The organism is Corynebacterium bouchesdurhonense, assembly GCF_900078305.2.
In the GTDB taxonomy this organism is placed as follows: domain Bacteria; phylum Actinomycetota; class Actinomycetes; order Mycobacteriales; family Mycobacteriaceae; genus Corynebacterium; species Corynebacterium bouchesdurhonense.
Genome location: NZ_LT546026.1, coordinates 219467 through 243981, shown reverse-complemented (window position 1 = coordinate 243981; position 24515 = coordinate 219467). Strand labels below are relative to the sequence as shown.

Sequence of the window (24515 nt, the reverse complement as noted above, 5' to 3'; positions counted from 1 at the left end):
GAGCTACTGCCCGCCCTTTTGCACGAACGAGCGGACGAACTCCTCCGCGTTCGTGTCCAGCAGGGCGTCGATCTCGTCGAGGAGGTCGTCGGTGCCCGCCGTGTTGATCTGCGCCTGGCCGGCCTGGGCCGGGGTGCCCTCCGCGTCGTCCCCGCCGCCGGTGTGGCCGTGAATCTGCTGTTGGTTCGACATGCGTCTACCCTAACCCGGCGAGGAGATCCCGGGCTGTTTCCGCGCCGGCGAGAAGTGATCCCACCTCGGCCTCGGTGAAGGAATCCACCGTGTCCATGTCCACGCGGTGGAGTTGCCCGTCCACGTTGAACAGCATGCCCTGCCAGCTCGAGGCCGCGATCTCCTCCCCGAACTTGGCCGTCGCCGTGCCTCGGAAATACGCGCGCGAGTCGGACGGGGGCACGGTCACGGCCCGCTCAATCACCTCGGGCGCCACAAGCGTGCGCATCCGCCCCTTGCGCACCAGCGCGTGGTAGAGGGACTTTTCCGGGTCGATGTCCGCGTACTGAATGTCGATCAGCTTCAGCTTCGGGTCCGCGATGTCCACGCCGCGGTCGAGGTAGCTGCGCACCAGCGCCAGCTTGGCCGTCCAGTCCAGCCGGTCCGCGGTGGAAAGCGGGTCTCGCTCAAGGTCGTCCAAGATCTCGCCCCAGAGCCGGAGCACCTGCTTGTCGACGCCCCCTTCGCCGCCGCCATCCCCCACCAGGCTCGCACAGCGGCTGCGGTACTCGCGCAGGATGGCGATGGCGGTGGCGCGGGTGCCGTCGGCAAGCAAAAGCTCGTGGGTGAGGGAGGGATCGTGCGACACGCGTTTGATCTCGGCCACCGGGTCTTTCAGTGCGAGGTCCCCGAACCCGGTGCCGGCTTCCACCGCGTCGAGGACGAGCGAGGTCATGCCCAGCTTGAGAAAGTTGGAGTACTGGCTCATGTTGGCATCGCCGACGATGACGTGGAGGCGGCGGAAACGCTCCGGCGATGCGTGCGGCTCGTCGCGCGTGTTCACGATGCCGCGGTTCAAGGTGGTCTCCAGCGAGATCTCCTGCTCGAAGAAGTCGGCGCGCTGCGAGATTTGGAAACCGTCGCGCTCGCTGGCCTGGCCGATACCCACCCGGCCCGCGCCGATGATGACCTGGCGTGTGACGAAGAACGGGATGAGCGCCTGCGTGAGCGCCTGGAAATCGGTGTGGCGCGAGTAGAGGTAGTTCTCGTGGCTGCCGTAGGACTGGCCCTTGCCGTCCACGTTGTTCTTGTAGAACTTCACCGGCGGGCACGGCTCCTGGCGTTCCAACACGCTGACCTGCTCCTCCCACAGCTTTTGGATGCTGCGCGCCGCCTGGTTGAGGTAGTGGTCCCCTGCCGCGTCGTAGATCATGGCATCCAGCGCGTTGGACGTCTCCGGGGCGGAGTACTCCGGGTGCCCGTGGTCCACATAAAAGCGCGCGCCGTTTACCGTGACCACGTTGGCGATGCCCACCGCGTTCGGGTCAACCACCGGCACCGTGCGGTAGCGCTGGAGGTCGAAGCCGCGGGCGTCCTTGAGCGGTGCCTCCTCGCGGTAGTCCCAGCGCGTACGCGCGACGGTATTGAGCGCCGCGTACGCCACCACGGCGTGGGTGGAGGTGAGCAGCGGGCTAATGGCGGGGTTTAACGGCGTGGTGATGCCGTACTCGGTCTCGGTGCCCATGAAGCGCGTCATGGGAGTCGAGATTAGCGCGCCGCCGCCGTTTGGCTGAGAATACGGCGGGCCGTATTTTATCGATATGAGTACCCAAACCCCGCCCGGCGCGGACGCACCGCAGACCGAGCGCACTTTCTTCGGACAACCTTGGGGGCTAGCCAACCTCTTCGGCATCGAGCTGTGGGAGCGCTTCAGTTTCTACGGCATGCAGGCACTGCTGGCGTTCTACATGTACTACGCCACAACAGAGGGCGGCCTCGGGATTGGCCAATCCACGGCCCTGAGCCTCGTGGGCGCCTACGGCGGTTTCGTCTACATGATGGCGCTGGTGGCATCGTTCGTCGGCGATCGTCTCCTCGGTGCCGAACGCACCCTGTACTACTCCGCGATTTTGGTCATGATCGGTCATATCGTGCTCGCCCTGGTCCCGGGTGCGGCAGGACTTGCCATCGGCCTGGTGTGCGTCGGCATCGGCTCCGGCGGCGTGAAGACAGCTTCCCAGGTGGTGCTCGGGGATCTCTACAGCCGGGAAGACCCGCGCCGTGACGCCGGCTTCTCCATCTTCTACATGGCGGTCAATATCGGCGGCCTGCTCGGCCCCGCGGTCACCGGCTGGGTGTGGGGCATGGCGGGCTTCCACTGGGGCTTCGGCCTGGCAGCCATCGGCATGGCCATCGGGCTGGCGCAGTACACCGCGATGCGCAAGTCTTCCATCGGCGCAGCCGGCTCCGAGGTCCCCAACCCGCTTCCGCGCTCCGAGTGGGCGAAGTGGGGGCTGGGCGTCGCCGCGGTCGCGCTCCTGCTGGTCGGCCTGCTGGCCACCGGCATCCTGCCGCTGGATTGGCTGTCCTGGGTCGTCTTCACCGTTGCCCTGGTGGCGACGGTGGTCCTGCTGCGCGAGATGTACGCATCCACCGAGGTCACCGACGCGGAGAAGTCCCGCCTCACCGGCTACATCCCGCTCCTCGTCGGCTCCGTGGCGTTCTTTGCCATCTTCCAGTCGCAGTTCACGGTGGTGGCCGTCTACTCCGACCAGCGCGCGGACCTGAGCCTGTTCGGCTTCTCGCTAACCCCGGCCCAAGTGCAATCCTTCAACCCCGCGTTCATCATCATCTTCGCGCCGCTCTTTGCCACGGCGTGGACGAAACTGGGCGAGCGCCAGTGGTCCTCCGCCACCAAGTTCGGCGTGGCCAACATCATCATCGGCCTGTCCCTGTTCATCTTCTTGCCGTACGTGGGCAAGGGCGAACAGTCCACGCCGCTGCTGGTGCTCGTGCTGATTCTGTTCCTGTTCACCATGGGTGAGTTGCTGCTCTCCCCCGTGGGCAACTCGTTGGCCACCAAGGTCGCCCCCCTGGCGTTCAAGTCCCGGCTGTTTGCGGTCTGGCTAATGTCGGTGTCCATGGGTACCGCGCTGTCCGGCGTGCTGGGCTCGCTCTACAACCCGGACGACGCAACCGCTGAGCGCACGTTCTTCCTCACCCTGTCCGCGATCACCATCGCGCTCGGCGTGTTCCTGGTTGCCATCCGCCGCTGGGTGGCGCGGAAGTTCGTGGACATCCGCTAGGCGGCGGGGGCTAGGCGGCGGATGTAGGCGGTGGGGCCGCTTCCGCTACCGCCTCGACCGCCTAGACCTCTTACCAGCCGCGCTCCGCCAGGCGGTGCGGCGCGGGCAGGTCGGCGACGTTGATGCCCACCATGGCCTCGCCCAGCCCGCGGGAAGCCTCTGTGACGGCCTCGATGTCCTGCCAGTTCTTCACGGCCTTGACCACGGCCTTCGCGCGGGCCTCGGGGTTGCCGGACTTGAAAATGCCGGAGCCGACGAACACGCCGTCAGCGCCCAGGTACATCATCTGCGCCGCGTCCGCCGGGGTGGACACGCCGCCGGCCACCAGCAGGGGCACCGGCAGCCCGCCGTGCTCTGCCACGTACGCCACCAGGTCGTACGGGGCTTGGAGCTCCTTCGCGGCCACGTAAAGCTCGTCGCGGTTGGAGTTCCAGATGGCCTGCAGGCCCGCGATCTCGGCCTTGATCTTGCGGATGTGCTTGGTGGCCTCGGAGACGTCGCCGGTGCCGGCCTCGCCCTTGGAGCGGATCATGGCCGCGCCCTCGTTAACGCGGCGCAGCGCCTCGCCGAGGTTGGTCGCGCCGCACACGAACGGGACGGTGAAGCCGCGCTTGTCAATGTGATTGACGTAATCCGCCGGGCTGAGCACCTCGGACTCGTCGATGTAGTCCACCCCCAGGTGCTCGAGGATCTTGGCCTCGTAGGTGTGGCCGATGCGAGCCTTCGCCATGACCGGGATGTCCACCGCGTTGATGATGCCCTCGATGAGGTCCGGGTCGCTCATGCGTGCCACGCCGCCCTGCGCGCGGATGTCCGCGGGCACGCGCTCCAGCGCCATCACGGCGCTGGCGCCTGCGTCCTCGGCGATCTTCGCCTGCTCGGGCGTGACCACGTCCATGATCACGCCGCCGATGAATTGCTTGTTCAGCTCAGAAAAGTCAGCCATACAGATCAGTCTGCACCCGACACTGGTAGATTCCTAGAGCCAGTTTGGCACCACTTCTCTGGACCAGTTTGGAGGGCTCATGCTTTTCGACGTCTCCCGCAGCAACCCCCAGCCCCTCCCCGCGCAAATTGCCGCATCGGTGCGCGCGGCCATAGCCAGCGGCGTGCTCGCCCCCGGCGACGAGCTCCCCTCCACTCGCGCCGCTGCCCAGCAGGCGGGTGTGTCCCGCGGCACCGTGGTGGCCGCCTACGACCAGCTCGCGGGCGAGGGCTATCTGCTGCTCGCCCAGGGCGCGCCTACGCGGGTGCACCCGCAGCTGCGCGTCGCGGCCGCCGCCGCGGGCGTGGGTGGCGGTGGCGGACCTGCATAACATCCCCCCCTGGGTTGGTGGCGAAGGGGGCGTCGACAAGCGCAATGCTCCCCCATCGCTCTCGCTGCGGCCGACCGGGGGCGGTATCGGCGCGATAGGGGGCGCGGCGTGGCGGCGCGCGTGGCGGGAGGCGGCCGCGGAACCGGCGGCGCCCGGGCAGCGCGTCGATCCGGCCGGCGAGCCCGAGCTGCGCGGCGCGATCGCGGAGCACCTGCGGTTGGCGCGCGGGGTGAGCGTGGATCCGTCCCGCGTGCTGGTGACGGGCGGGTCACGCGAGGGACTGTTGTTGATTCTGATGTCCCTGGGGCGGGAGCTGCGCGTGGGCGTGGAGGATCCGGGGCACCCCGGGCTGCGCCGCGTGATCCCGCTCGCCGGGCACGAGGTGGTGGGGTGCGCCACGGACGCCGATGGCGTGGAGCTAGCTCGGCTGGACTCGGGCCTCGACGCGCTGCTGGTCACTCCCGCGCACCTCTACCCTATCGGCGGATCCATGCCGGCGACACGCCGCGCCGAGCTGATCGACTGGGCCGCCACCACCGGGACCGTGCTTATTGAGGATGACTTCAACGCCGAGCTGCGATACCGCATCGCCCCGCAGCCGCCACTAGCCGCGTTGGGCGAGGACGTGGTCACGTTGGGGACCTTCTCGACGCTTTTGTCCAAAGAGCTTTCGGCGGGCTACGTGGTTGCGCCGGCCGGTGGCGCCGACGCGCTACTGGAGGTGCGCAAGGTGCTGGGGATGCCCGTGAGTGCGGTGACGCAGCGCGCCATCGCGCACCTTTTGCGAAGCGGGGCGGTGCGGCGGACCGCGCGCGCGGCCCACGCGAGGGTGGCCAGGCGGCGGCGGGTGCTCGAGGCGGAGGTGCTGCCCGCGCTGCGCCGGCTGCCGGGCGCAGAAGCGCGCATGTCCGCGGCCAGCGGCGTGGAGGTGCAATTGCTTTTCGACGCCCCCGAGCACCGCGCCGCCTTCGACACCGCCCTCCAGGCAGCTGGCCTCGCCGCCGGCACGGTGGAAACGCTGTGGTCCGCCGGCGACGGCTTCGTGATGTCCTTCGCCCACCTCAGCGACGCGGAGTTTGCGCAGGCCGTGGGGCTGCTGCTCGGCGTGGCGGGGCGGCTTGCGGCGTGACCTTTGTGGCGGGTGGGGTCTGAGAGGTGGCGCAAATGTGATCCTGGTTACACTTTTTAATTTATGTTTATAGTGCCGATCATAAGGCCGAGTGGTGTGGGGTCCGGTTTCTAGGGTTATGTCCAACTTCTACAAACGGCACCGGAGGGGAGGCGGATATGGTCACTGAGCTGCAGAAACACGTCGCATCAATCACGCACGCGATCTTCCAGATCCGCGACATGTTCGCCGACCCCTCTGCCGTCAAGTTCCACGAGGTGCACGAGGAGATGGAGCGCCTCGAGGCAGCGTTGAATGCGAAGGCGTTCATCGACGCGAGCTTCGCGTACACGGCCGAGCGCGACGGCGCCGGCAGGCTGGTGGGTGCCAAGTACGCCAACGCCTACTTCAAGGAGCGCATGGGGCTGAGCTCGCGCGAGTGCTACGACCGCCTCGCCCGCGGCCGGGACCTGTTCGCCGAGCCCGAGCTCCCGCCCGAGCCGGAGGATGCTCCCGAGGACCTGTTCGGCGGGGAGCACCCCGAAACAGAGGAGGAGCGGCGTGCGCGGGAGGCCGAGGAGGCGGCCGCCCGCCGGCGCCGCGAGGAGGAGCGGGCGAAGGAGCAAGAGAAGGCCCGAGCCGAGCAGGAGAAGGCCCGCGGCCACGCGAATACGATCAGCGCCGCGAAGCAAGAGGCGATCCGCCAGGAGCTGGACAAGCTCCTCGACGCGGCAAAGGGGGCCCGGCCCCGCCTCCTTGCCGAGGCCCTCGGCGCGGCGGAGCACCGCGACCTGAAGGACCTGCGCGCCACCGTCCGCCGCTGGGTGGACGAGGAAAACCGCAAGCACCGCCAGCCGCAGAACCCGAACGCCGGCATGGAGAAGCGCGGCGTGGACATCGGACCGGCGGGAGCGGACGGCCTGATAGACATCCACGTGAAGGCAACCCGAGGAGACGCGGCGCTGTTGAAGGCGCTGCTGGACAAGGGTTTGGCGCCGAACTCGAACATTCCGAAGGGCATCGACGATTACCGCTCGCCCCGCCAGCGCATGTACGACCAGCTCATTACCGTGCTGAAGAGCTACGACGACACACTGAAGTCCGACACGCGAGGGGCCGCCTCCCTTGTCATCTCCGTGACCCCGGAGGACATCGCGAACGGCGACGGTACAACGTTGTTCTCCACCAACACCGGCATCGACGTCACCGCATTCGACATCGTGCGCCTCGGCACGGACGGTGCCACCGAGTTCCTCCTCACCTTCCGCAGCGACTCGCAGGAACCGCTCAACTACTACCGCAGCGAGCGCATGGCCTCGATCGGCCAGAGGATCGCGCTGCTGGCCATGCAGGGGGTGTGCTCGTGGGCCGGGTGCTCGGCACCGATCACGGAGTGCGAGGCCCACCACATCCTCGCCTGGATCCAGGGCGGGAACACGGACATAGGCAATCTCACCGCCCTGTGCCGGCAGCATCACAGGTGCAACAACGACGCCAGGGACAACGCCTTTAACACCAGCCACATGGAGTACGACCCGGGCACGGCGCGGGCGGGCCTGCGCAGGCCGAACGGGGACCTCGTCTTCAACGATTCCGACGGAGCGCGCCACGCGGCCGGCGCGAGGCTGCGGCGGCGAGGGGCGGAACCGGGCGCAACATCCGCTCCAACACCCGGCCCCGAGCCGCCCTCCGGCGAGCCCGCCGCGACCCTGCCCAGGCCGTTCCCCTTCGGGCCGGATGGGCCCCCCTTCTAAGCCGAACGGGTGCGGGCAGTGAGGTGGGTGGCGGGAGTTGCCGCCTGGTTAGGTGGCCGATGACACCTCGGCCGGGTCGATCTGGCCCGCCGCCGACTGCTTCTCGGTGGGGTGGGTGCGCACCAGCCATGCGTAGACGGCTCCGGTGATGTTATGGAGCACCGCCGCCACAGCGCCCGGCAGGGCGGCCTCCGGGGAGAAGAACTTGCCCGCCATCCCGGAGGAGAGTCCGGCGGACTGGGTGCCAACCTCGATGGCCACGGTGCGGCGGTAGCTCTCGGGCTGGCCGGTGAACTTCGCGGCGTAGTAGCCCAGCAGGTAGCCGAGGACGTTGTGGAGCAGAACGGCGAGGAAGACGATGGCGCCCACCTGCAGGAGCGCGTCCTTGTTCTTGGCCACGGTCGGGAAAACCACGCCACCGATGCCGAGGATCGAAATCCAGGGCAGGACCGGGGAGATTTTCTCCATCCAGGCGTCCAGGAGGTAGCGCAGAACGACGCCGCCGATGACCGGGATCAGGACGGTCTGGGCGAGGGACTTGGCCATGCCGGCCGCGTCCACATCCACGCTCTCCCCCGCGAGCAGGAGCATGATGATCGGGGTCATGATCGGCGCGATGAGGGTGGAGACGCTGGTCATCGCTACCGAAAGCGCCACATCGCCCTTTGCCAAAAATGCGATGACGTTCGACGAGGTGCCGCCAGGGACCGAACCGAGCATCAGGAGCCCGACTGCCAGCGCCGGGTTGAGCCCCAGGACCTTCGCCACCAAGACGGCGCCGAGCGGCATGATCACAAACTGGGCCACCACGCCGATGAAGACGGGCACCGGGCGGCGGACCACCTCCTTAAAGTCCGGGATGGTCAGGGTGAGTCCCATGCCGAACATGATGATCATGAGGAAGTAGGTGATGTACTGCGTCCACGGCAGGAACGGACCCGGCGCGAGGAAGGCCACTACCGAGCCAGCGAGGATGAAGGCTGGGAACGCGGCAACCGCGAGCGCGGCGGAGCGGTCGGCCGCCCTGGATTCGGTTGCGCCGGCCGGGGTGGTGTCCGAGGGTGGAACGTGGTTTGGGGTCGCCATCGAGGCCTCCTGTCCGTTGGGTGGAATCACTGTCCCGTTTCGTGGGATAGCGAACACATTACGGCATGAGACCTAGATCACGCGGCGAAACCCCAAAACGCCACTTACCCGGGAAGCACCTCGGCGCCCACGACGCGCTTGCCATGGCGGCCGGAGATGCGGGCCCACTCGTCGGGGTTCGCCGTGTTGGGCATGTCCTCGCTCTCGTCCTGCTCGGCGCGCACGGCCGCCCGGAGGTGGTCCGCGGTGATGCCCCCGCCACCGCCCGCGCCGCCAGCACCACCTGCACCAGCACCGCCAGCGATGTGGTCCTTGATAGCCAGCTTCTTGGCTCGGTCGACGACGTTGGCAATCATGGCCCCGGAGGCGAAGTCGTGGTAGAAGAGGGTCTCCTTGGTGCCGTCGACAAGCGAAAGCTCCACAAAGGGGCGCGGGGTGAACATGGCATCTACGGCGGCCTCGATGAGGGCCTCCGGGGTGTCGGCGAGCGGGATCTCCGGGGTGATGTAGCGGGAGAAGATGTCGGCGGCCTCCGCGCGGTTGGGGCGGGAGACGCGGATCTTGATGTCCAGGCGGCCCGGGCGCAGAATGGCCGGGTCGATGAGCTCCTCGCGGTTGGTCGCGCCGATGACGATGACGTTGGCGATGCCCTCCACGCCGTCGATCTCGGTGAGCAGCTGCGGGACCACCGTGGTCTCCATGTCGGAGGAGACGCCGGAGCCGCGGGTGCGGAAGATGGACTCCATCTCGTCGAAGAAGATGATTACGGGCCTGCCCTCGGCGGCGAGCTCGCGGGCGCGCTCGAAGATGAGGCGGATGCGGCGCTCCGTCTCGCCCACGAACTTATTCAGCAGCTCCGGGCCCTTGACGTTGATGAAGTGGGCCTGCCCCCCGTCTCCGATTCGCTGGGACAGGGAGTTCGCCACCGCCTTGGCAATGAGCGTCTTGCCGCAGCCGGGCGGCCCGTAGAGCAGCAGGCCCTTCGGCGGGGTGAGGCGGTACGCGCGGTAGAGCTCCGGGTACGCAAACGGCAGCTCCACGGAGTCCTTGATGGTCTCGATCTGGGAGGCGAGGCCGCCGATGTCGGCGTAGGTTACGTCCGGGACCTCCTCGAGGGAGAGCTGGTTGACCTCGGTCTTGGCGATGCGCTCGAACGCGAAGCCCGCGCGGGTGTCGGTGAGGACGGTGTCGCCGGCGCGGGCGGCGCTTCGTAGCGGCTGCGCGAGGTGGACGAGGTGTTCGGTGCCCTGCTGGTCCGCCACCACCGCCCGGTCCGGCCCGATCTTCTCAATGAGGGTGGTCAGCTGCCCCGTGGGCTCGTAGCCGCAGGCCTCGACCACCACCACGCCGTCCCCGAGCCGCACCAGAGTTCCGGGGGCGAGCGCCGCCGGGTCGACCGTAGGTGCAACCTTCACGCGCATCCGCCGCCCCGAGGTGAAGACCTCCGCCTCTCCCCCCTTGGCGGCCGCCTCGAGGTAGATGCCGTAGGTGGAGGCGGGCTCCCCCAGCGCCTCCACCTGCGCGAAGAGGTCGTCGAGGCGGTCGCGGCTGGATTTCAGCAGCTCCGCCAGCTTTTTGTTGCGCGCCCCCAGCGCCTGGTTCTCGCGCTTCAGCTCGCGCAGCTCGGGCCCGAACGCGTCGTCTTCGATCTTCATGGGGCCAACCCTAGCCGGGGAGCTTTTGCTTATCGACGCGCCCTTCGCTGCGGCCTCGGCGGCGTCACGCCGTCCGCCAAGCGGCGCGTCCACACCAGGAATGCGGTGTGGGCGTTCATGCGGTGCTCCGGGCGGGTGGCCAGGCCCTCCACCTTCCACTCGCGCAGGAGGGTCTCCCAGGCGCGCGGCTCGGTGAAGCACTTCGCCTCCCGGATGGCCTCCATGATGTTCATCAGCTGGGGCACGGTGGCCACGTACGTCATGAACACGCCTCCCGGAATGAGCACCTCCTTGACCGTGTCGATGAAGTGCCAGGGCTCCACCATGTCGAGGATGACGCGGTCCACGGGCCCCCCGAGCTCCTCGGCCGTGATCTCGCCGAAGTCCCCCAGGCGCGGCGTCCACCACTCGGGCTCCCCGCCGAAGTAGTCGGCCACGTTGTCTTTGGCAAAGGCCAGGTGGTCGTCGCGGATCTCGTAGGAGAAGACGCGCCCCTCAGGCCCCACGGCGCGCAGCAGCGACATGGTCAGGGCACCGGAGCCTGCGCCCGCCTCCAGCACGCGCGCCCCCATGAAGATGTCGCCTTCCACCAGGATTTGGGCGGCGTCCTTGGGGTAGATCACGGCGGCGCCTCGGGGCATGGACAGCACGTGGTCCACCAAGAGGTGGCGGAAGCAGAGGAAGTCCGAGCCGAGGGTGGACTGCACCACGGAGCCCTCGTCGGCGCCGATGATGTCGTCGTGGCTGACGATGCCCTTGTGGGAGTGGAATTGGCCCCCGGGGACGAGCTCGATGGTGAAGTGGCGGCGCTTCGCATCCGTCAGCTGGACCTTGTCGCCGGGCTGGAACGGGCCTGAATACATGGGGGTTCCTCTCTCTAGTTGCCGGACAAGTATGCCCGAAGCGCCTGGATGAACCACATTTGGTCATCGAGGCTGGCCAGCTCGCGAGCCGAGTGCATGGAGAGCAACGGCACCCCGACGTCAACCGTGGGGATGCCGAGGCGGGTCGCCGAGATGGGCCCGATGGTGGAACCGCAGGGCACGGCGTTGTGGCCCACGAAGGTCTGGGAGGGTACCCCGGCCGCGGCGCAGGCGCGGCGCCACATGGCCTCCGTCACGGCGTCCGAGGCATAGCGCTGGTTGGCGTTGACCTTCAGCACGGGGCCGCGCCCCAGCAGGGGGCGGTGCGTGGGGTCGTGCTTGCCGGGGAAGTTTGGGTGCACGGCGTGGGCCGCGTCGGCGGAGACCATCGAGGAGTTGGCAACAACCTCCAGCGGGTCCCCCAACACGGCGGCCAGCTTCCCCAGCACCCGCTCCAGCATGGGCCCGGCGGCACCGGTAGCGGTGGTGGAACCCACCTCCTCGTGGTTGAAGGCGGCGAGCACGAGCACCTCGCCCGCGGGCGCGGGGTCCGCCACCGCGGCCAGCATCGCCTCCAGGGAGGCGTGGACGCTGCTCAGGTTATCCAGGCGGCCGGCGCTGATCGTGGTACCGACCACCCCGGGGGCCTGCGCGTCCACCGAGATCAGCTCGTGGGCGGCGATACGCCCCGGCTCCACCCCGGCCGCCTCGGCCACCACCTCGAGCATGGGGCGGTCCACCAGCATCACGGGCTGGGTGTGCACCTGGCGGTCCAACTCCGGCCTGTCGCCGCGGTAGAGGTGGATGGCCAGGTTGGGGATGCGGGCCACGGGCGGGGTGTGGACGAGGTGCTCGGAGGCGTCGTCAAGCACTATGCGCCCGGCGAACGCGAGCTCCCTATCGAACCACGATTCCACGATCGCGCCCCCGTACACCTCCACCGCCGCCTGGCGGAAGCCCTCGCGCTCGAAGTCGGGGTCGGGTTTGAGCGCGAAGCCCGGCGAATCCGTGTGCGAGCCGATGATGCGCAGGCCCGGGCGCGGATCCTGCGGCACCCACCACGCGACCACCGCGCCGCCGGAGAGGAGCACGTGGCCGCCCGGCGCGGTCCCGGTGTCCTCGGCGAAGCCGGCGGCGACGAGCGCGTCGCGCACGTTCGCGGCCGCGTGGAAGGGGCTGGGGCTGGTGCGGATGAACTCGGCGAGACTTGCCATGCACCCACCCTAACCCTCGCCCTCACCCGCGCGCGGCTGCGCTAGCCTAGAGGCCACCATGAGCCTCGCCATCTCCCCCTCGCGCGCCAGCGACTACCAGCAGTGCCCCCTGATGTACCGCCTGAAGGCCATCGACAAACTGCCGGTGCCGAAGACGGAGGCGCAGGTCAAGGGCACCCTGGTCCACGCGGTGCTGGAGGAAATGTTTGCCTGGCCGCGCGAGGAGCGCACCTTCCCCGCCGCGGTGAAGCGGCTGCGGCCGGCGTGGGCACGCATGCGGGAGGAGGACGCCGGCTGCGCCGAGCCTGTGGCTGACGAGATGCAATTGCTTATCGACGCCCGCGAGCTCCTCCGCGGCTACTTCCACCTAGAATCCCCGCTGGGCTTCGACGCCCACGCCCAAGAGATGCGCGTGGAGGCGGTGCTGCCCAACGGCGTCCCCGTGCGCGGCTTCATCGACCGCGTCGACGTGGCCCCCACCGGCGAGGTGCGCGTGGTGGACTACAAGACGGGCAAGATGCCCAAGCCCCAGTACTCCATGACGGCGAAGTCCCAGCTGCGCTTCTACGGGCTGGTGTACTGGCGCCTGACCGGCGTGATCCCCGCCCAGCTGAAGCTGATGTACCTGAAAGCCATGGACTCGATGATTCTGTTCCCCTCGCGCGAGGAGCTGGAGTACTTCGAGCGCGACCTAGGCGACCTGTGGGCGAAGATCGTTGCCGACGGGGCCGCCGGAAGTTTCCGCCCCACTACGTCGAAGCTGTGCGGGTGGTGCACCTTCCAGGATCTGTGCCCGGCCTTCGGGGGCACCCCGCCGCCGTACCCGGGATGGCCGGGCTCGGCGGCGGACGGTTCAACAGTTCGGTTCAACGGTTCCTAGAACAGCCCGCTGATTTTGCCGTCCGCGTCCACGTCGATCTTGGCGGCGGCGGGCACCTTGGGCAGGCCCGGCATGGTCATCACGTCGCCGGTGAGCGCCACCACGAAGCCGGCGCCGGTGCGCGGCAGCAGGTTGCGCACGTGCAGGGTGTGGCCCTGAGGTGCGCCGAGCAGCGACGGGTCGTCCGAGAAGGAGTACTGCGTCTTGGAGACGCACACCGGCAGCGTGTCGTAGCCGTTGCGCTGCAGCATCTCCAGGTCCTTCAGCGCCGCCGGGGAGTACTGCACGTCCGCGGCGCGGTACACCTCCCGGGCGATGGTGGCAATCGACGCCTCGATGCCCTCGGCCGGGTCGTAGAGCGGCTTCGACGCCCCCTCGGTGAGGTTCTCCAGCAGCACGCGCGCAAGGCCCTCCGCCCCCTCCCCGCCCCGGGCCCACACGTCGGCCTCGGCCATGGCCACGCCGTTGTCAGCGGCCCACTGCCGCACCGCGGCGAGCTCCTCCTCGGTGTCGGTGGCGAAGCGGTTGAGCGCGACCACCGGGGTGACGCCGAACTTGCGCACGTTTTCCACGTGGCGCGCAAGGTTCACAATGCCCTCGCGGACCGCGTCGGCGTTGCCCTCTTGCAGCTGATCCTTGGCCACGCCGGCGTTGTGCTTGATGGAGCGAACCGTGACCACCACCACCGCGCCCGCGACATCGAGGTCCCCGTAACGGGCCTTAATGTCGAAGAACTTCTCGGCGCCCAGGTCGGAGCCGAAGCCGGCCTCGGTGAGCACGATGTCCGCGTAGCGCAGGGCCGTGCGGGTGGCAATGAGCGTGTTGCAGCCGTGGGCGATGTTGGCAAAGGGCCCGCCGTGGATGAAGGCCGGGGTGCCGCCGAGGGTCTGCACCAGGTTCGGGTTCACGGCATCCTTGAGCAGGGCCGCCATCGCACCCTCCGCCTGCAGCTGGCGAGCGGTGACCGGCTCCCCGCCGTACGTGAAGCCGACGGTGATGTTGCCCAGGCGGCGCTTCAGATCCTCCAGGTCGGTGGCGAGCCCGAGGATGGCCATGATCTCCGAGGCCGCCGTGATGGTGAAACCTGTCTCAGCGGGCACGCCGCTGGTGGGCCCGCCAAGGCCGGTGACCACGTTCCGCAGGGAGCGGTCATTGACGTCCAGGCAGCGCTGCCACGTCACGCGGCGCGGGTCGATGCCCAGCTCGTTGCCCTGGTGAATGTGGTTGTCAATCAGCGCCGCCAGGGTGTTGTTGGCGCTGGTGATGGCGTGGAAATCGCCCGTGAAGTGGAGGTTGATGTTCTCCATCGGCACCACCTGGGAGTACCCGCCGCCGGCGGCGCCGCCCTTGATGCCCATGACGGGGCCGAGGGAGGGCTCCCGCAGCGCCACCATGGCGTTGTGGCCGAGCCTGGTCAGGGCGTCGGTGAGCCCGATCAGCACCGTGGACTTGCCTTCCCCCGCCGGGGTGGGCGAGACGCCGGTGACCAGCACGAGCTTGCCGGGTTCGCGCTCCGGCACGCGGGTGATGTCCACCTTGGCCATGTACGAGCCGTACGGCACCAGCGCATCGTCTGCCACCCCTGCCCGCCGCGCAATGTCGACGATGGGCTCGAGGGTGTGGGCCTGGGCAATGGCAACGTCGGATTTAATTTCGCTCATGCCGCCCAAGGCTACCCGCCGCCGCGGCCCCGCAGCAGCCCCCTCACAGCACCACCGCGCCGATGCCGTAGCCCAGCAGCACCGCGGTGGTGATGCAGATGACGCCTGGCACGAGGAAGGGGTGGTCGAAGACGTACTTGCCGATGCGGGTCGAGCCCGTGTCGTCCATCTCCACCGCCGCGAGCAGTGTGGGGTACGTCGGCAGCACGAACAGAGCCGAGACCGCGGGGAACGCCGCGACCGCGGTGAGCGGGCTGACGCCGATGGCCAGGGCCGCGGGCATCAGCGCCTTGGCCGTCGCGGCCTGCGAGTAGAGCAGGCAGGCGGCGAAGAAGAGCACGACCGCAAGCAGCCACGGCTGGGCCTCGAGCACGCCGCCGGCGATGGTCTTGATGTCCTCGATGTAGTGGTTGATAAAGGTGGTGCCCAGCCAGGCGACGCCGAGCACGCACACGCAGGCGGACATGCCGGAGCGGAACACCTGGGTGTTAAGCACCTCGGCCGCCGCCGTCCGGCTGATCAGGATGATGCAGGCTGCGGCCGCGAGCATGATCGCCATGATCGCCTCGTTGCGCGGCACGGTCGGCTCCGCGATAAGACCCACCTGCTCCGAAATCAAGGTGGCGTAGATCATCACCGCGACGATCGCCGCGAGGAACACCCACACCGAGGCCCGCGCGCCGGGCGGCGTTGCCGCCGCGGAAGGAGCTTCATGCTTTGCGACGAGCCCCTGCCGCACCCGCTCCCGGTACACCGGGTCCTCCTCCAGGTCCCTGCCCATGCGGTTGGCCACCCAGGCCGTGGGGAAGATGGCCAGGAAGGTGGCCGGGATCATGACCGCGAGCAGCTGCAGGTACCCCACCCCCAGTGGCTCCAGGATGGAGGCCATGAACACCACGGCGGCGGAGATCGGTGAGGCCACGATGGCCATCTGGGAGGCGATGACGGCCACGGACAGGGGCCGCGAGGGGCGCACCTTACCTTCCTTGGCCACCTCCACGATCACGGGCAGGGTGGAGAATGCGGTGTGGCCGGTACCCGCGAGCACCGTCATCAGCCAGGTCACGATGGGCGCGTAGAGGGTGACGCGCTTGGGGTTGCGGCGCAGGAATTGCTCGGCGAGCCGGACCAGGTAGTCCATGCCCCCGGCGAGCTGCATCGCCGAGATCGCGGCGATGACGCACATGATGATGCCGATGACGTCGAAGGGGATGTCCTCCGCGGTCACGGGGACCCCGGTCAGCCCAAGCAAAAGGACCCCGAGGCCGCCGGCGAAGCCGATGGCCACGGAGCCCATGCGGGCGCCAAGCACGATGGCGCCGAAGAGGATGGCGAGTCGGACGATGAGTAGCATGCACCTAGCTTGGCACGTCAAATCACACCAATAGGTATCGGTAGTCTGTGACGTTCACTACCCGCCCGGCTCGGCCTAGCCCGCGGCCTAATCCTCGTCCACGTACAGCTGGCCCCGGTACTCGGGGTGCATGAGGTTTTCCTTGCTCAGCACGCGGTTCAGCTCGTCCTCGGTCAAGAGTTCGCGCTCGAGGACGAGGTCGTAGACGCTGCGCCCGGTTGCCGCCGCCTCGCGGCCGATCACGTCGCCCATGTGGTGGCCGATGATCGGGTTGAGGTAGGTGACGATGCCGATGGAATTGGTCACGTAGCTCTCGCACACCTCCTTGTTGGCGGTGATGCCCTCCACGCACTTCTCGCGCAAGGTGCGCGCCGCGTTGGTGAGCAGCTGGATGGACTCGAACAGCGCCTGGGCGATCACCGGCTCCATCACGTTGAGCTGCAGCTGGCCCGCCTCGGCCGCCATGGACACGGTGAGGTCATTGCCGAAGACCTTGAAGCACACCTGGTTGACCACCTCCGGGATGACCGGGTTGACCTTCGCAGGCATGATCGAGGAGCCGGCCTGGCGCTCGGGCAGGTTGATCTCGTTCAACCCGGCGCGCGGGCCCGAGGACAAAAGGCGCAGGTCGTTGGAGATCTTGGAAAGCTTCATCGCGGCGCGCTTCAATGCGCCGTGCATCATGACGTAGCCGCCGGTGTCCGAGGTGGCCTCGATGAGGTCCGGCGAGGCCTGGATGTCCAGCCCGGTCACCTCGCGCAGGGCGGCGACCACCTGGTCCTTGTAGCCGCTCGGGGTGTTGATGCCGGTGCCGATGGCGGTGGCGCCGAGGTTGACCTCCAGGAGGGAGTCGGCTGCGGCGCGGATGGTGCGCTGCTCCTCCGCCAGGTTGGAGCCGAAGGCGGTGAACTCCTGCCCCAGCGTCATGGGCACTGCGTCCTGCAGCTGGGTGCGGCCCATCTTGATGATGTCGGCGAACTCGTCGCCCTTCGCGCGGAAGGACTTCTGCAGCTCGTCGAGCTCGCCGAGGAGCCCCTGCACTGCGTAGTAGACGCCGAGGCGGAAGCCGGTGGGGTACGCGTCGTTGGTGGACTGCGACATGTTCACGTCGTCGTTCGGGTTGATCACGTCGTAGGCGCCCTTCTCGCGCCCGAGGTGCTCCAGCGCCACGTTCGCGATGACCTCGTTGGTGTTCATGTTCACCGAGGTGCCGGCGCCGCCCTGGAAGACGTCGGTGGGCCACTGGTCCATGCAGCGGCCGCCGTCGAGAATCTGGTCGCAGGCCAAGACGATGGCCTCCGCCTTCTCCTTGGGCAAGACGTGGAGGCGCCGGTTGGCAATGGCGGTCGCCTTCTTCACCTGCACCATGCCGCGGATGAAGTCGGGGAACTCGTTGACGGTGGTGCCGGAGATGTGGAAGTTGTCCACCGCGCGCAGGGTGTGCACGCCGTAGTACACGTCGGAGGGCACCTCCATGGTGCCCAGCAGGTCCTCTTCGATTCGATTGCTCATGGGCCCCACCATACGCGCGGGCGCGCGGCCCGACCCGGGGATTTTACAGGCGCGCGATGCGCAGCTCGGTGGCCAGGATGCCCTCGGCGCCCGTGGCGGCGAGGTCGTCCATCACCTGGTTCGCGCGGGCCTGCGGAACCATGGCGCGCACCGCCACCCACTCCTCGCTCGACAGAGGGGAGACCGTGGGGCTGGTCAGCCCCGGCGTGAGGTCGATGGCCCGGTCGAGGTCGGCGCGGCGGACGTTGTAATCGATCATGAGGTAGTTGTGGGCGGTGAGGATGCCGTTGATGCGGCCCAGTACGCGCTGGTGATCGTCGTCAAGCAGTGCCCCCTTGCGCGTGATTACCACCGCCGAGCTGGTGAGGATCGGCTCCCCGAACGGCGCGAGGCCGTGCTGGCGCAGGGTGGCGCCGGTGGAGACCACGTCCGCGATCACATCGGCCACGCCGAGCTTGATGGAGATTTCCACCGCGCCGTCGAGGCGGATGATCTGCGCGGGTGTGATGCCGCGCGCCGCCAGGTAATCCTCCACCAGGTGCGGGTAGGAGGTGGCGATGCGCTTGCCCTCGAGCGCCTCCACGGTCCAGGACTCGCCCTGCGGCGCCGCGAAACGGAAGGTGGAGCCGCCGAAGCCCAGGTCGAGCACCTCGTCCACCTCCGCTCGCGAGTCCGCGGCCAGATCGCGGCCCGTGATGCCGAGCTCGAGGTGGCCCTGCGCGACGTAGATGGCGATGTCCTTGGGCCGCAGGAAGAAGAACTCCACCCCGTTGGCCTCGTCCACCACGTTGAGCGCCTTGGTGGCGCCGCGGCTCTTGTACCCGGCCTCCTTCAAAATGGCCGCCGCCTGCTCCGAGAGGGAGCCCTTGTTCGGTACCGCGATCCTAATCGTGGGCATTGCTTTTCGACGCTCCTAGAGGTACTTGTAAATGTCTTCCGGGCGCAGACCGCGCTTGACCATCATCACCTGGGTCCAGTAGATGAGCTGGCTCATTTCCTCCGCCAGCTCCGCGTCGGACTGGTACTCGGCGGCGATCCACACCTCGCCGGCTTCCTCGATGATCTTCTTGCCGATGAAGTGCTCGCCGCTGTCCAGCGCCTCCACCGTGCCGGAGCCGGCGGGGCGGTCGGTGGCCTTCAAGGTCAGTTCGGCGAAGAGGTCATCGAAATTTTTCACGGTGACACAGCTTAGCCCAGCGCGGGCCCGGGCAGGCGGGTTTCATACGCGGGCCGTGCGGGCGGCGCGGGCTGTGCGGGCGGCGCGCTCGAACCAGCGGTCAACGTCACCGGCGCCCGCGCCCGCGAACTGGGCGGGATCGAAGCGCAGGACGCCCGCCGGCACCTCGTCGGCCAGGCCGAGCACGGCGCAGCCGGCGCCGGCGGCGGCGCTCATCCCGGCCCACGAGTCCTCGACAACCAGGCAGCGCGCCGGGGCGGCGCCCACGCGACGGGCCGCCTCCACGTACATGTCGGTCGCCGGCTTGGGCCGCGCAACCTCGTCGCCGGTGATCGTGTCGGCGAAGAAGCGGCGCCCGATCGCATCGATGCACGTGTCCGCCAGCGCGCGCTCCGTGTTGGTGGTGACCAGCATCGGCGTGCCCCGGTCCGCGAGGGACTCGAGGAGGCCGCCGATGCCGGGGTTGAGCTCGATGCCGCCGGCGAGCAGCTCCCCCATGCGGGCGTACATCCAGGCGCGGTAGCGGTCCTCGTCGCCGGGCACCAGCTCGCGGCCGGCCCACTCGGCGAGAATGCGCAGCGTGCTGCCGAAGCTGCCGCCCACTGTGCGCTCCCGCACCTCGGGCACGAGGGGGCGGCCGAGGAGCTCACCGAGCTGGTAGGTTGCCTCGCCCCACAGCGGCTCGGTGTCGATGAGGGTGCCGTCCATGTCCCAGAACACGGCGGCGGGGCCGGCCGCGCTACTCAAGCTCGGGCAGCTCACGCAGCGCCTCGTCGGTGGCACCGGTGGCCGCGGCGGCGCGGAAGACCAGGGACTCGATGTCTGCCTTCTCCTCCGGCTCGAGCACTGCGTCGGCGTAGGACTGGTTGAACTCGTCCAGCTGCGCGAAGAAGGGCTTCGCCACGGCGGCGAGCTGCTCGCCCTCCGGGTCGTCCCCCAGGGCGTCGAGCGCGTCGAGGAAACGCTCGAGGAGGGTCTTCAGCTGCGGCAGCGCGGCCGGGTCGAAGGGCTCGTCCCAGAGGTCCTTGTCCTCGTCGGAGAGGTAGGAGCCGGTGGCGAACGTCTCCAGGTCTTCGATGAACTCGTCGACGTCGGGCTGGAACTGGGCGCGGATGGAGTTCTCCGGTGCGGTCATGCTGCCCATCTTCCCCGATCTTTACGCGACACGCACGCCGAGCAGGCCCTCGATGGCGGCCGCGAGCAGGCCGTTGTGGTCGCCCTCGGATGCGTCGATAAGCGAAAGCGCGGACGGCGTATCCAGGTCGTTCGCGAGCGCCCGGCGGAGCCGGTCCACGTCCGAGCGCACGCGCTCCTCCCCCGCTTCCCGGGCGAGGTTCAAGCGCCAGGCGGCGAGACGCTGCTCGGCGCGCTCGAGGGCGGCGTCGGAGAAGTCCCGGTCCTGGCGGTAGTGGCCCTCGAAGACGGCGAGGCGGATGGCCGAGGGCTCGTGGCCGGCCTCGGTGAGCTTGTGCACGAAGACGAGGTTGCCGAGGGATTTGGACATCTTCACCCCGTCGAGCGCAATCATGCCGGTGTGCACGTAGTGGCCCGCCATGCGCTCGATGCCGTGGGCGGCCTCGGCGTGCGCGGCCGAGAACTCGTGGTGCGGGAACGCCAGGTCGGAGCCGCCGCCCTGGATGGCGAAGCGGGTGCCCAGGCGGTTGGTGGCGATGGCGGAGCACTCCACGTGCCAGCCCGGCCGGCCCGGGCCCAAGGGGGAATCCCAGGCCGGCTCGCCCTCGCGGTGCCCGCGCCACAGCAGCGCGTCCAGCGGGTCGCGCTTGCCGGGGCGCTCCGGGTCGCCGCCGCGCTCAGCGAAAAAGGCCTCCATGGTGGCGCGGTCCAGGTTCGACTCGTAGCCGAAATGGCGGGTGGCCTCGATGGAGGCGTAGATGTCGCCATGGTCTAGGCGGTAGGCGGCGCCCGCGTCGAGCAGCTGGCCGACCATCTCCACGATCTCGTCCACGGCCTCCATCGCGCCCACGTACTCGCGCGGCGGGATCACGGACAGCGCCTCCATGTCGGATCGGAACAGGTCGATCTGGCTGGTGCCCAGCTCCCGCCAGTCCACCCCGTCGCGCTCCGCGCGCTCGAACAGCGGGTCGTCCACGTCGGTGACGTTCTGCACGTAGTGCACCTGGTGGCCGTTGGCCAGCAGCTGCCGGTAGACGAGGTCGAAGGCGAGGTAGGTCGCGGCGTGGCCGAGGTGGGTCGAGTCGTACGGGGTGATGCCGCAGACGTACATGCCCACGCTGCCCTCCCCGCCTACTTCGCCCCCGCCGCCACGCAGCGAGGTGTCCACGGGCTTGACGGCCTGGTCAGCGGTGTCGTAAAGCGCGAGCGGAACCGGCGCCCCGGAGACGGCGGGAACGAAAGGGTGAGGCCAGGAATGCATGCGGGCCAGCCTAGTACGGCTGCATCACACCGGTGGCCAGCAGCAGCATGACCAGGATGCCCAGCGGGATGCGGTAGGCGGAGAACCACGCAAAGGAGTGGTTGGAGACGAACTTCAAAAGCCACGCGATGGAGATGTAGCCCAGCACGAAGGCGATGCCGGAGCCGACGAGCAGCTGGGCGCCGCTGGCGGCCTGGCCGGCCTGTGGGTCGAAGGCGTCGGGAAGCGAAAAGAGCCCCGACGCGAGCACCGCGGGGATCGCGAGCAGGAAGCTGAAGCGGGTGGCCACCTCGCGGTCGAGGTTGCGCAGCAGGCCGCCGGAGATGGTCCCGCCGGAGCGGGACACGCCCGGGATCAGCGCGAGGCACTGCCACAGGCCCATCACGATGGCGTCGCGCATGGTCAGCTCGTCGAAGCCGCGGGCTTTGGTGCCCCGGCGCTCCGCCGCGATGAAGACGAAGGAGAAAAGGATGAGCACGGCCGCGGTGATCCACAGGTTGCGGAAGTTCTCGCGGATCAGGTCCTTCAGCAGCACGCCCGCCAGGCCCACCGGGATCGTGCCGACGATGACCATCCAGCCCATCCGGTAGTCGAACCCGCGCTTGTGCTTATCGACGATCCCCGCGAACCACCCCGTAAGAATCCGCCAGATGTCCTTGGCAAAGAACACCAACACCGCCAGCTCCGTACCCAGCTGGATCACGGCGGTGAAGCTGGCGCCCGCGTCCTCGCCCCAGAACAGCTCGGAGACGATGCGCAGGTGGCCGGAGGAGGACACCGGCAGGAATTCCGTCAGGCCCTGCACGATGGACAGGACCACGACCTGCGCCCAGGTCATCGAGTTTGCGGCGGCGAGCGCTACTGCTTCATTCACGCCGAGCAACCCTACTCCGCGCGGCGCGGAGGCGGCAGGAGCCCCCGCTGCCCGCGCCGGTTACGTGGAGGCCGGTTACGTGGAGGCCGGTTACGTGGAGGCCGGTTGCTAGGGTTGGGGGCTGTGAAGAGTTCGATAGGTGCGAATCGCGCACGCAGGCACGGTGCGGCCGTCACTGCGCTGCTCACTACCATTGTTCTCACGGCTGGTCTCACGGCGTGCGGCAGCCCCCTCGAACAGGCGGATGAAGCGGCCCTGAACATGGGCAACGCCACCCCGGCGCCGTCCCCCTCCCAGGTGGACCCTGACGGGACGGTCTACCCCTTCGAGAACGTCCGCGACCTGGATACAACCGGGGACCTTATCGGCGTGCGCACCGAGAACGAGCTGTTTGTGGGGACGTTGGATCAGCTCGTGGCAGGCCAGGTCAAACCCCACTCGCTCCCCGGCGAGTGCGGCGATGCCTCCGCGAACGCCGGCGCATTCGTTGTGGCGTGCGGCACCAACGTCCGCATCTTCAGGGCCAACGGCGAGGAGTCGTTCAATACGGAGGCTCCCGTCGATGCCGCAACCATCACATCCAGCGGCGAAGTGGTCGCCGGCAGTGGCAGCGAACGCAAGGTGTGGGTGTACAAGGACAACCAGCTCGAGCGCACCTTCTCGGTGGCGCGCGAAACCGCCCAGATCCAGGCGGTTCCGGTCGAAGGCCAGCCTGATGCGGTGGTGCGCACAAGCAGCTTCGACACCACCATCCAGGACCTGAACTGGCGCGGCGGTAAGCAGGGCGGCACCCTGCGCGCCGGCCTTGGGGTGGGCAAGATCGCCGCGGGCGGAGACGGCCTGGTGCTGGCGGCGGATGCCACCGGCTCCCAGCTCCTCGTCTACACCTCGGACGACATCATCCGCCTCCACCAGATGGCGCCCGTTGAAGAAAGCCCGTGGGATGTGGCGTGGGACGGCCGCGACCGCCTCGCCTGGATCACCTCCACCGCCACCAACACCGCGACCGGTTACGACATATCGCGCGGGGTGCCGCTCGAGCGCGGCCGCCTGCGCACCGTCGCCGACGCGCAGAGCATTGCATCGCTTGCCGACGGCACCCTGGTCATCGCCTCCGCCACCGGCGGCGGCCTCCAAATCATCCGCGCGTCCGACAAGCACCTGCACGAGCTTCCCGAGGAGACGAAGTGACCCCGACCGAGCGGGCCTACCAGGCGGCCCTGAAACTCATGTTCCGCATCCCGCCGGAGCGCATCCACGGCGCGATGAGCGGGGCGCTGCACCTTCTGCACAGCGCCACCCCGGTGAACCGCCTCATGGAGCGCGTGGTGCGGGTCCACGACCCGGCGCTGGAGCAGGAGTGCTTCGGCGTGCGCTTCCCCGCCCCGCTGGGGCTCGCGGCCGGCTTTGATAAGAACGCGACCGCCGTGGACGCGTGGGGGGCGGTGGGCTTCGGCTACGCCGAGCTGGGCACCGTCACCCCGCGCCCGCAGCCCGGCAACCCCGCCCCCCGCCTGTTCCGCCTCCCCGCGGACAAGGCCATCTTGAACCGCATGGGTTTTAACAACGAGGGTGCCATCACCGTGGCGGAGCGCCTGGCCGAGCGAGGCGTCGCAAGCGAGCGACGGGTGGGCGCGTCGGCAGCGTCGGATGTGTATAGGAGACAGATCTTGAACCGCATGGGTTTTAACAACGAGGGTGCCATCACCGTGGCGGAGCGCCTGGCCAAGCGGAAGACCGGCGACATCGTGGGCATCAACATCGGCAAGAATAAGACCGCCGAGGACGCCGTGGCCGACTACCGCGCCGGCGCCACGGTGCTTGGCCCGCGAGCGGATTACCTAGTGGTCAACGTCTCCTCCCCCAACACCCCGGGCCTGCGCGACCTCCAGGCCGTGGAGGAGCTGCGGCCCATCCTGCAGGTGGTGAAGAACTCCGCGGACACGCCGGTACTGGTCAAGATCGCGCCGGACCTGAGCGACGAGGACGTGGACGCCGTGGCCGACCTGGCCGTGGAGCTCGGCCTAGCCGGCATCGTGGCCACCAACACCACCATCTCCCGGGAGGGCCTGCGCACCCCCGCCGACGAGGTGGCCGCGATGGGGGCCGGCGGCGTCTCCGGGGCGCCCGTGGCCAAGCGATCACTCGAGGTGCTCAAGCGCCTGCACGCCCGCGTCGGCGATGAGTTGGTGCTGGTGAGCGTTGGCGGCATCATGACGCCGGAGCAGGCGTGGGAACGCATCACCGCCGGTGCGAGCCTGCTGCAGGGCTACACGCCGTTCATCTACGGCGGGCCGGGCTGGGTGCGCCGCGTGCACGCCGGCATCGCCGCGCAGCTGCGCGCCCACGGCCTGGAGAACATCTCCGAGGCGGTGGGCAGCGGTTTGGAGTGGAAGCGGGTCTAGCTGG

Annotated in this window: 23 protein-coding genes; 7 read left to right on the top strand and 16 right to left on the bottom strand. The window is 68.7% G+C overall.

Features of this window, described 5'->3' with window-relative positions; all coding sequences use genetic code 11:
• Positions 1-3 precede the first annotated feature (3 nt).
• Entirely contained in the window at positions 4-192 is a 189-nt protein-coding gene (locus BN4252_RS03340; RefSeq protein ID WP_066525612.1) for a ubiquitin-like protein Pup, read from the bottom strand.
• Positions 193-196: 4 nt separating this feature from the next.
• Entirely contained in the window at positions 197-1708 is a 1512-nt protein-coding gene (dop, locus tag BN4252_RS03335) for a depupylase/deamidase Dop (RefSeq protein ID WP_066525608.1), read from the bottom strand.
• A gap of 64 nt (positions 1709-1772) precedes the next feature.
• On the opposite strand from dop, the gene BN4252_RS03330 reads away from it, so the two are divergent.
• A complete protein-coding gene (locus BN4252_RS03330) occupies positions 1773-3257 on the top strand; it encodes a peptide MFS transporter (protein ID WP_066525603.1) in 1485 nt (494 codons plus the stop codon).
• Positions 3258-3327: 70 nt separating this feature from the next.
• On the opposite strand, the gene pdxS is transcribed toward BN4252_RS03330, so the two are convergent.
• Positions 3328-4203, bottom strand: coding sequence for a pyridoxal 5'-phosphate synthase lyase subunit PdxS (pdxS, locus tag BN4252_RS03325; protein WP_066525600.1), 876 nt, complete (start codon positions 4201-4203; stop codon positions 3328-3330).
• Between the two features lie 79 nt (positions 4204-4282).
• Between pdxS and BN4252_RS11035 the strand changes: the two genes are divergently transcribed.
• The 3 genes from BN4252_RS11035 (at position 4283) to BN4252_RS03315 (ending at position 7435) form a co-directional block, all read left to right on the top strand.
• Positions 4283-4573 (top strand): GntR family transcriptional regulator, encoded by a 291-nt coding sequence (locus tag BN4252_RS11035; RefSeq protein ID WP_066525598.1) that lies wholly within the window; start codon positions 4283-4285, stop codon positions 4571-4573.
• Entirely contained in the window at positions 4557-5702 is a 1146-nt protein-coding gene (locus BN4252_RS03320; RefSeq protein ID WP_230208551.1) for an aminotransferase class I/II-fold pyridoxal phosphate-dependent enzyme, read from the top strand. Before BN4252_RS11035 ends, BN4252_RS03320 begins: the two co-directional genes overlap by 17 nt.
• Before the next feature lie 158 nt (positions 5703-5860).
• Positions 5861-7435: an HNH endonuclease signature motif containing protein gene (locus tag BN4252_RS03315; protein ID WP_066525591.1), complete on the top strand. Its 1575-nt coding sequence runs from the start codon at positions 5861-5863 to the stop codon at positions 7433-7435.
• A gap of 48 nt (positions 7436-7483) precedes the next feature.
• Here BN4252_RS03315 and BN4252_RS03310 read toward each other — a convergent pair whose 3' ends face one another.
• The 4 genes from BN4252_RS03310 to BN4252_RS03295 form a co-directional block, all read right to left on the bottom strand.
• Positions 7484-8521, bottom strand: coding sequence for a bile acid:sodium symporter family protein (locus tag BN4252_RS03310; protein ID WP_066525587.1), 1038 nt, complete (start codon positions 8519-8521; stop codon positions 7484-7486).
• A gap of 104 nt (positions 8522-8625) precedes the next feature.
• Positions 8626-10176 (bottom strand): proteasome ATPase, encoded by a 1551-nt coding sequence (gene arc / locus BN4252_RS03305; RefSeq protein WP_066525584.1) that lies wholly within the window; start codon positions 10174-10176, stop codon positions 8626-8628.
• A gap of 29 nt (positions 10177-10205) precedes the next feature.
• On the bottom strand, positions 10206-11039 hold the full coding sequence (locus BN4252_RS03300) for a tRNA (adenine-N1)-methyltransferase (protein ID WP_066525580.1): 834 nt from the start codon (positions 11037-11039) through the stop codon (positions 10206-10208).
• Positions 11040-11053: 14 nt separating this feature from the next.
• Positions 11054-12253, bottom strand: coding sequence for a M18 family aminopeptidase (locus BN4252_RS03295; protein WP_066525576.1), 1200 nt, complete (start codon positions 12251-12253; stop codon positions 11054-11056).
• Positions 12254-12311: 58 nt separating this feature from the next.
• On the opposite strand from BN4252_RS03295, the gene BN4252_RS03290 reads away from it, so the two are divergent.
• Positions 12312-13133, top strand: coding sequence for a RecB family exonuclease (locus tag BN4252_RS03290; protein ID WP_066525571.1), 822 nt, complete (start codon positions 12312-12314; stop codon positions 13131-13133).
• Here BN4252_RS03290 and BN4252_RS03285 read toward each other — a convergent pair.
• The 9 genes from BN4252_RS03285 to BN4252_RS03245 form a co-directional block, all read right to left on the bottom strand.
• Positions 13130-14794: a formate--tetrahydrofolate ligase gene (locus BN4252_RS03285; protein ID WP_066525569.1), complete on the bottom strand. Its 1665-nt coding sequence runs from the start codon at positions 14792-14794 to the stop codon at positions 13130-13132. The two genes, BN4252_RS03290 and BN4252_RS03285, sit on opposite strands and share 4 nt — an antisense overlap.
• A gap of 43 nt (positions 14795-14837) precedes the next feature.
• Complete coding sequence (locus BN4252_RS03280; protein ID WP_066525568.1) at positions 14838-16148, bottom strand: anaerobic C4-dicarboxylate transporter; 1311 nt, start codon at positions 16146-16148, stop codon at positions 14838-14840.
• 87 nt (positions 16149-16235) lie between these two features.
• A complete protein-coding gene (gene aspA, locus BN4252_RS03275; RefSeq protein WP_066525566.1) occupies positions 16236-17660 on the bottom strand; it encodes an aspartate ammonia-lyase in 1425 nt (474 codons plus the stop codon).
• Between the two features lie 43 nt (positions 17661-17703).
• Positions 17704-18558, bottom strand: coding sequence for an ATP phosphoribosyltransferase (gene hisG / locus BN4252_RS03270; RefSeq protein ID WP_066525563.1), 855 nt, complete (start codon positions 18556-18558; stop codon positions 17704-17706).
• Positions 18559-18573: 15 nt separating this feature from the next.
• A complete protein-coding gene (locus BN4252_RS03265; protein WP_066525556.1) occupies positions 18574-18837 on the bottom strand; it encodes a phosphoribosyl-ATP diphosphatase in 264 nt (87 codons plus the stop codon).
• A 42-nt stretch (positions 18838-18879) separates the two neighbouring features.
• The gene (locus tag BN4252_RS03260) at positions 18880-19599 is read right to left on the bottom strand and encodes an HAD family hydrolase (RefSeq protein ID WP_268258883.1); all 720 of its coding nucleotides are present in this window, start codon (positions 19597-19599) and stop codon (positions 18880-18882) included.
• Positions 19577-19981, bottom strand: a complete 405-nt coding sequence (locus tag BN4252_RS03255) for a hypothetical protein (RefSeq protein WP_066525553.1) — start codon at positions 19979-19981, stop codon at positions 19577-19579. Before BN4252_RS03255 ends, BN4252_RS03260 begins: the two co-directional genes overlap by 23 nt.
• Before the next feature lie 12 nt (positions 19982-19993).
• On the bottom strand, positions 19994-21232 hold the full coding sequence (mshC, locus tag BN4252_RS03250; RefSeq protein ID WP_066525551.1) for a cysteine--1-D-myo-inosityl 2-amino-2-deoxy-alpha-D-glucopyranoside ligase: 1239 nt from the start codon (positions 21230-21232) through the stop codon (positions 19994-19996).
• Positions 21233-21242: 10 nt separating this feature from the next.
• Entirely contained in the window at positions 21243-22070 is an 828-nt protein-coding gene (locus BN4252_RS03245; RefSeq protein ID WP_066525548.1) for an undecaprenyl-diphosphate phosphatase, read from the bottom strand.
• Positions 22071-22367: 297 nt separating this feature from the next.
• Here BN4252_RS03245 and BN4252_RS03240 point away from each other — a divergent pair, with 297 nt between their 5' ends.
• Both BN4252_RS03240 and pyrD read left to right on the top strand, forming a co-directional pair.
• On the top strand, positions 22368-23297 hold the full coding sequence (locus BN4252_RS03240; RefSeq protein ID WP_096877756.1) for an NHL repeat-containing protein: 930 nt from the start codon (positions 22368-22370) through the stop codon (positions 23295-23297).
• A gap of 38 nt (positions 23298-23335) precedes the next feature.
• The gene (gene pyrD, locus BN4252_RS03235) at positions 23336-24511 is read left to right on the top strand and encodes a dihydroorotate dehydrogenase (quinone) (protein WP_066525881.1); all 1176 of its coding nucleotides are present in this window, start codon (positions 23336-23338) and stop codon (positions 24509-24511) included.
• Positions 24512-24515 lie beyond the last annotated feature (4 nt).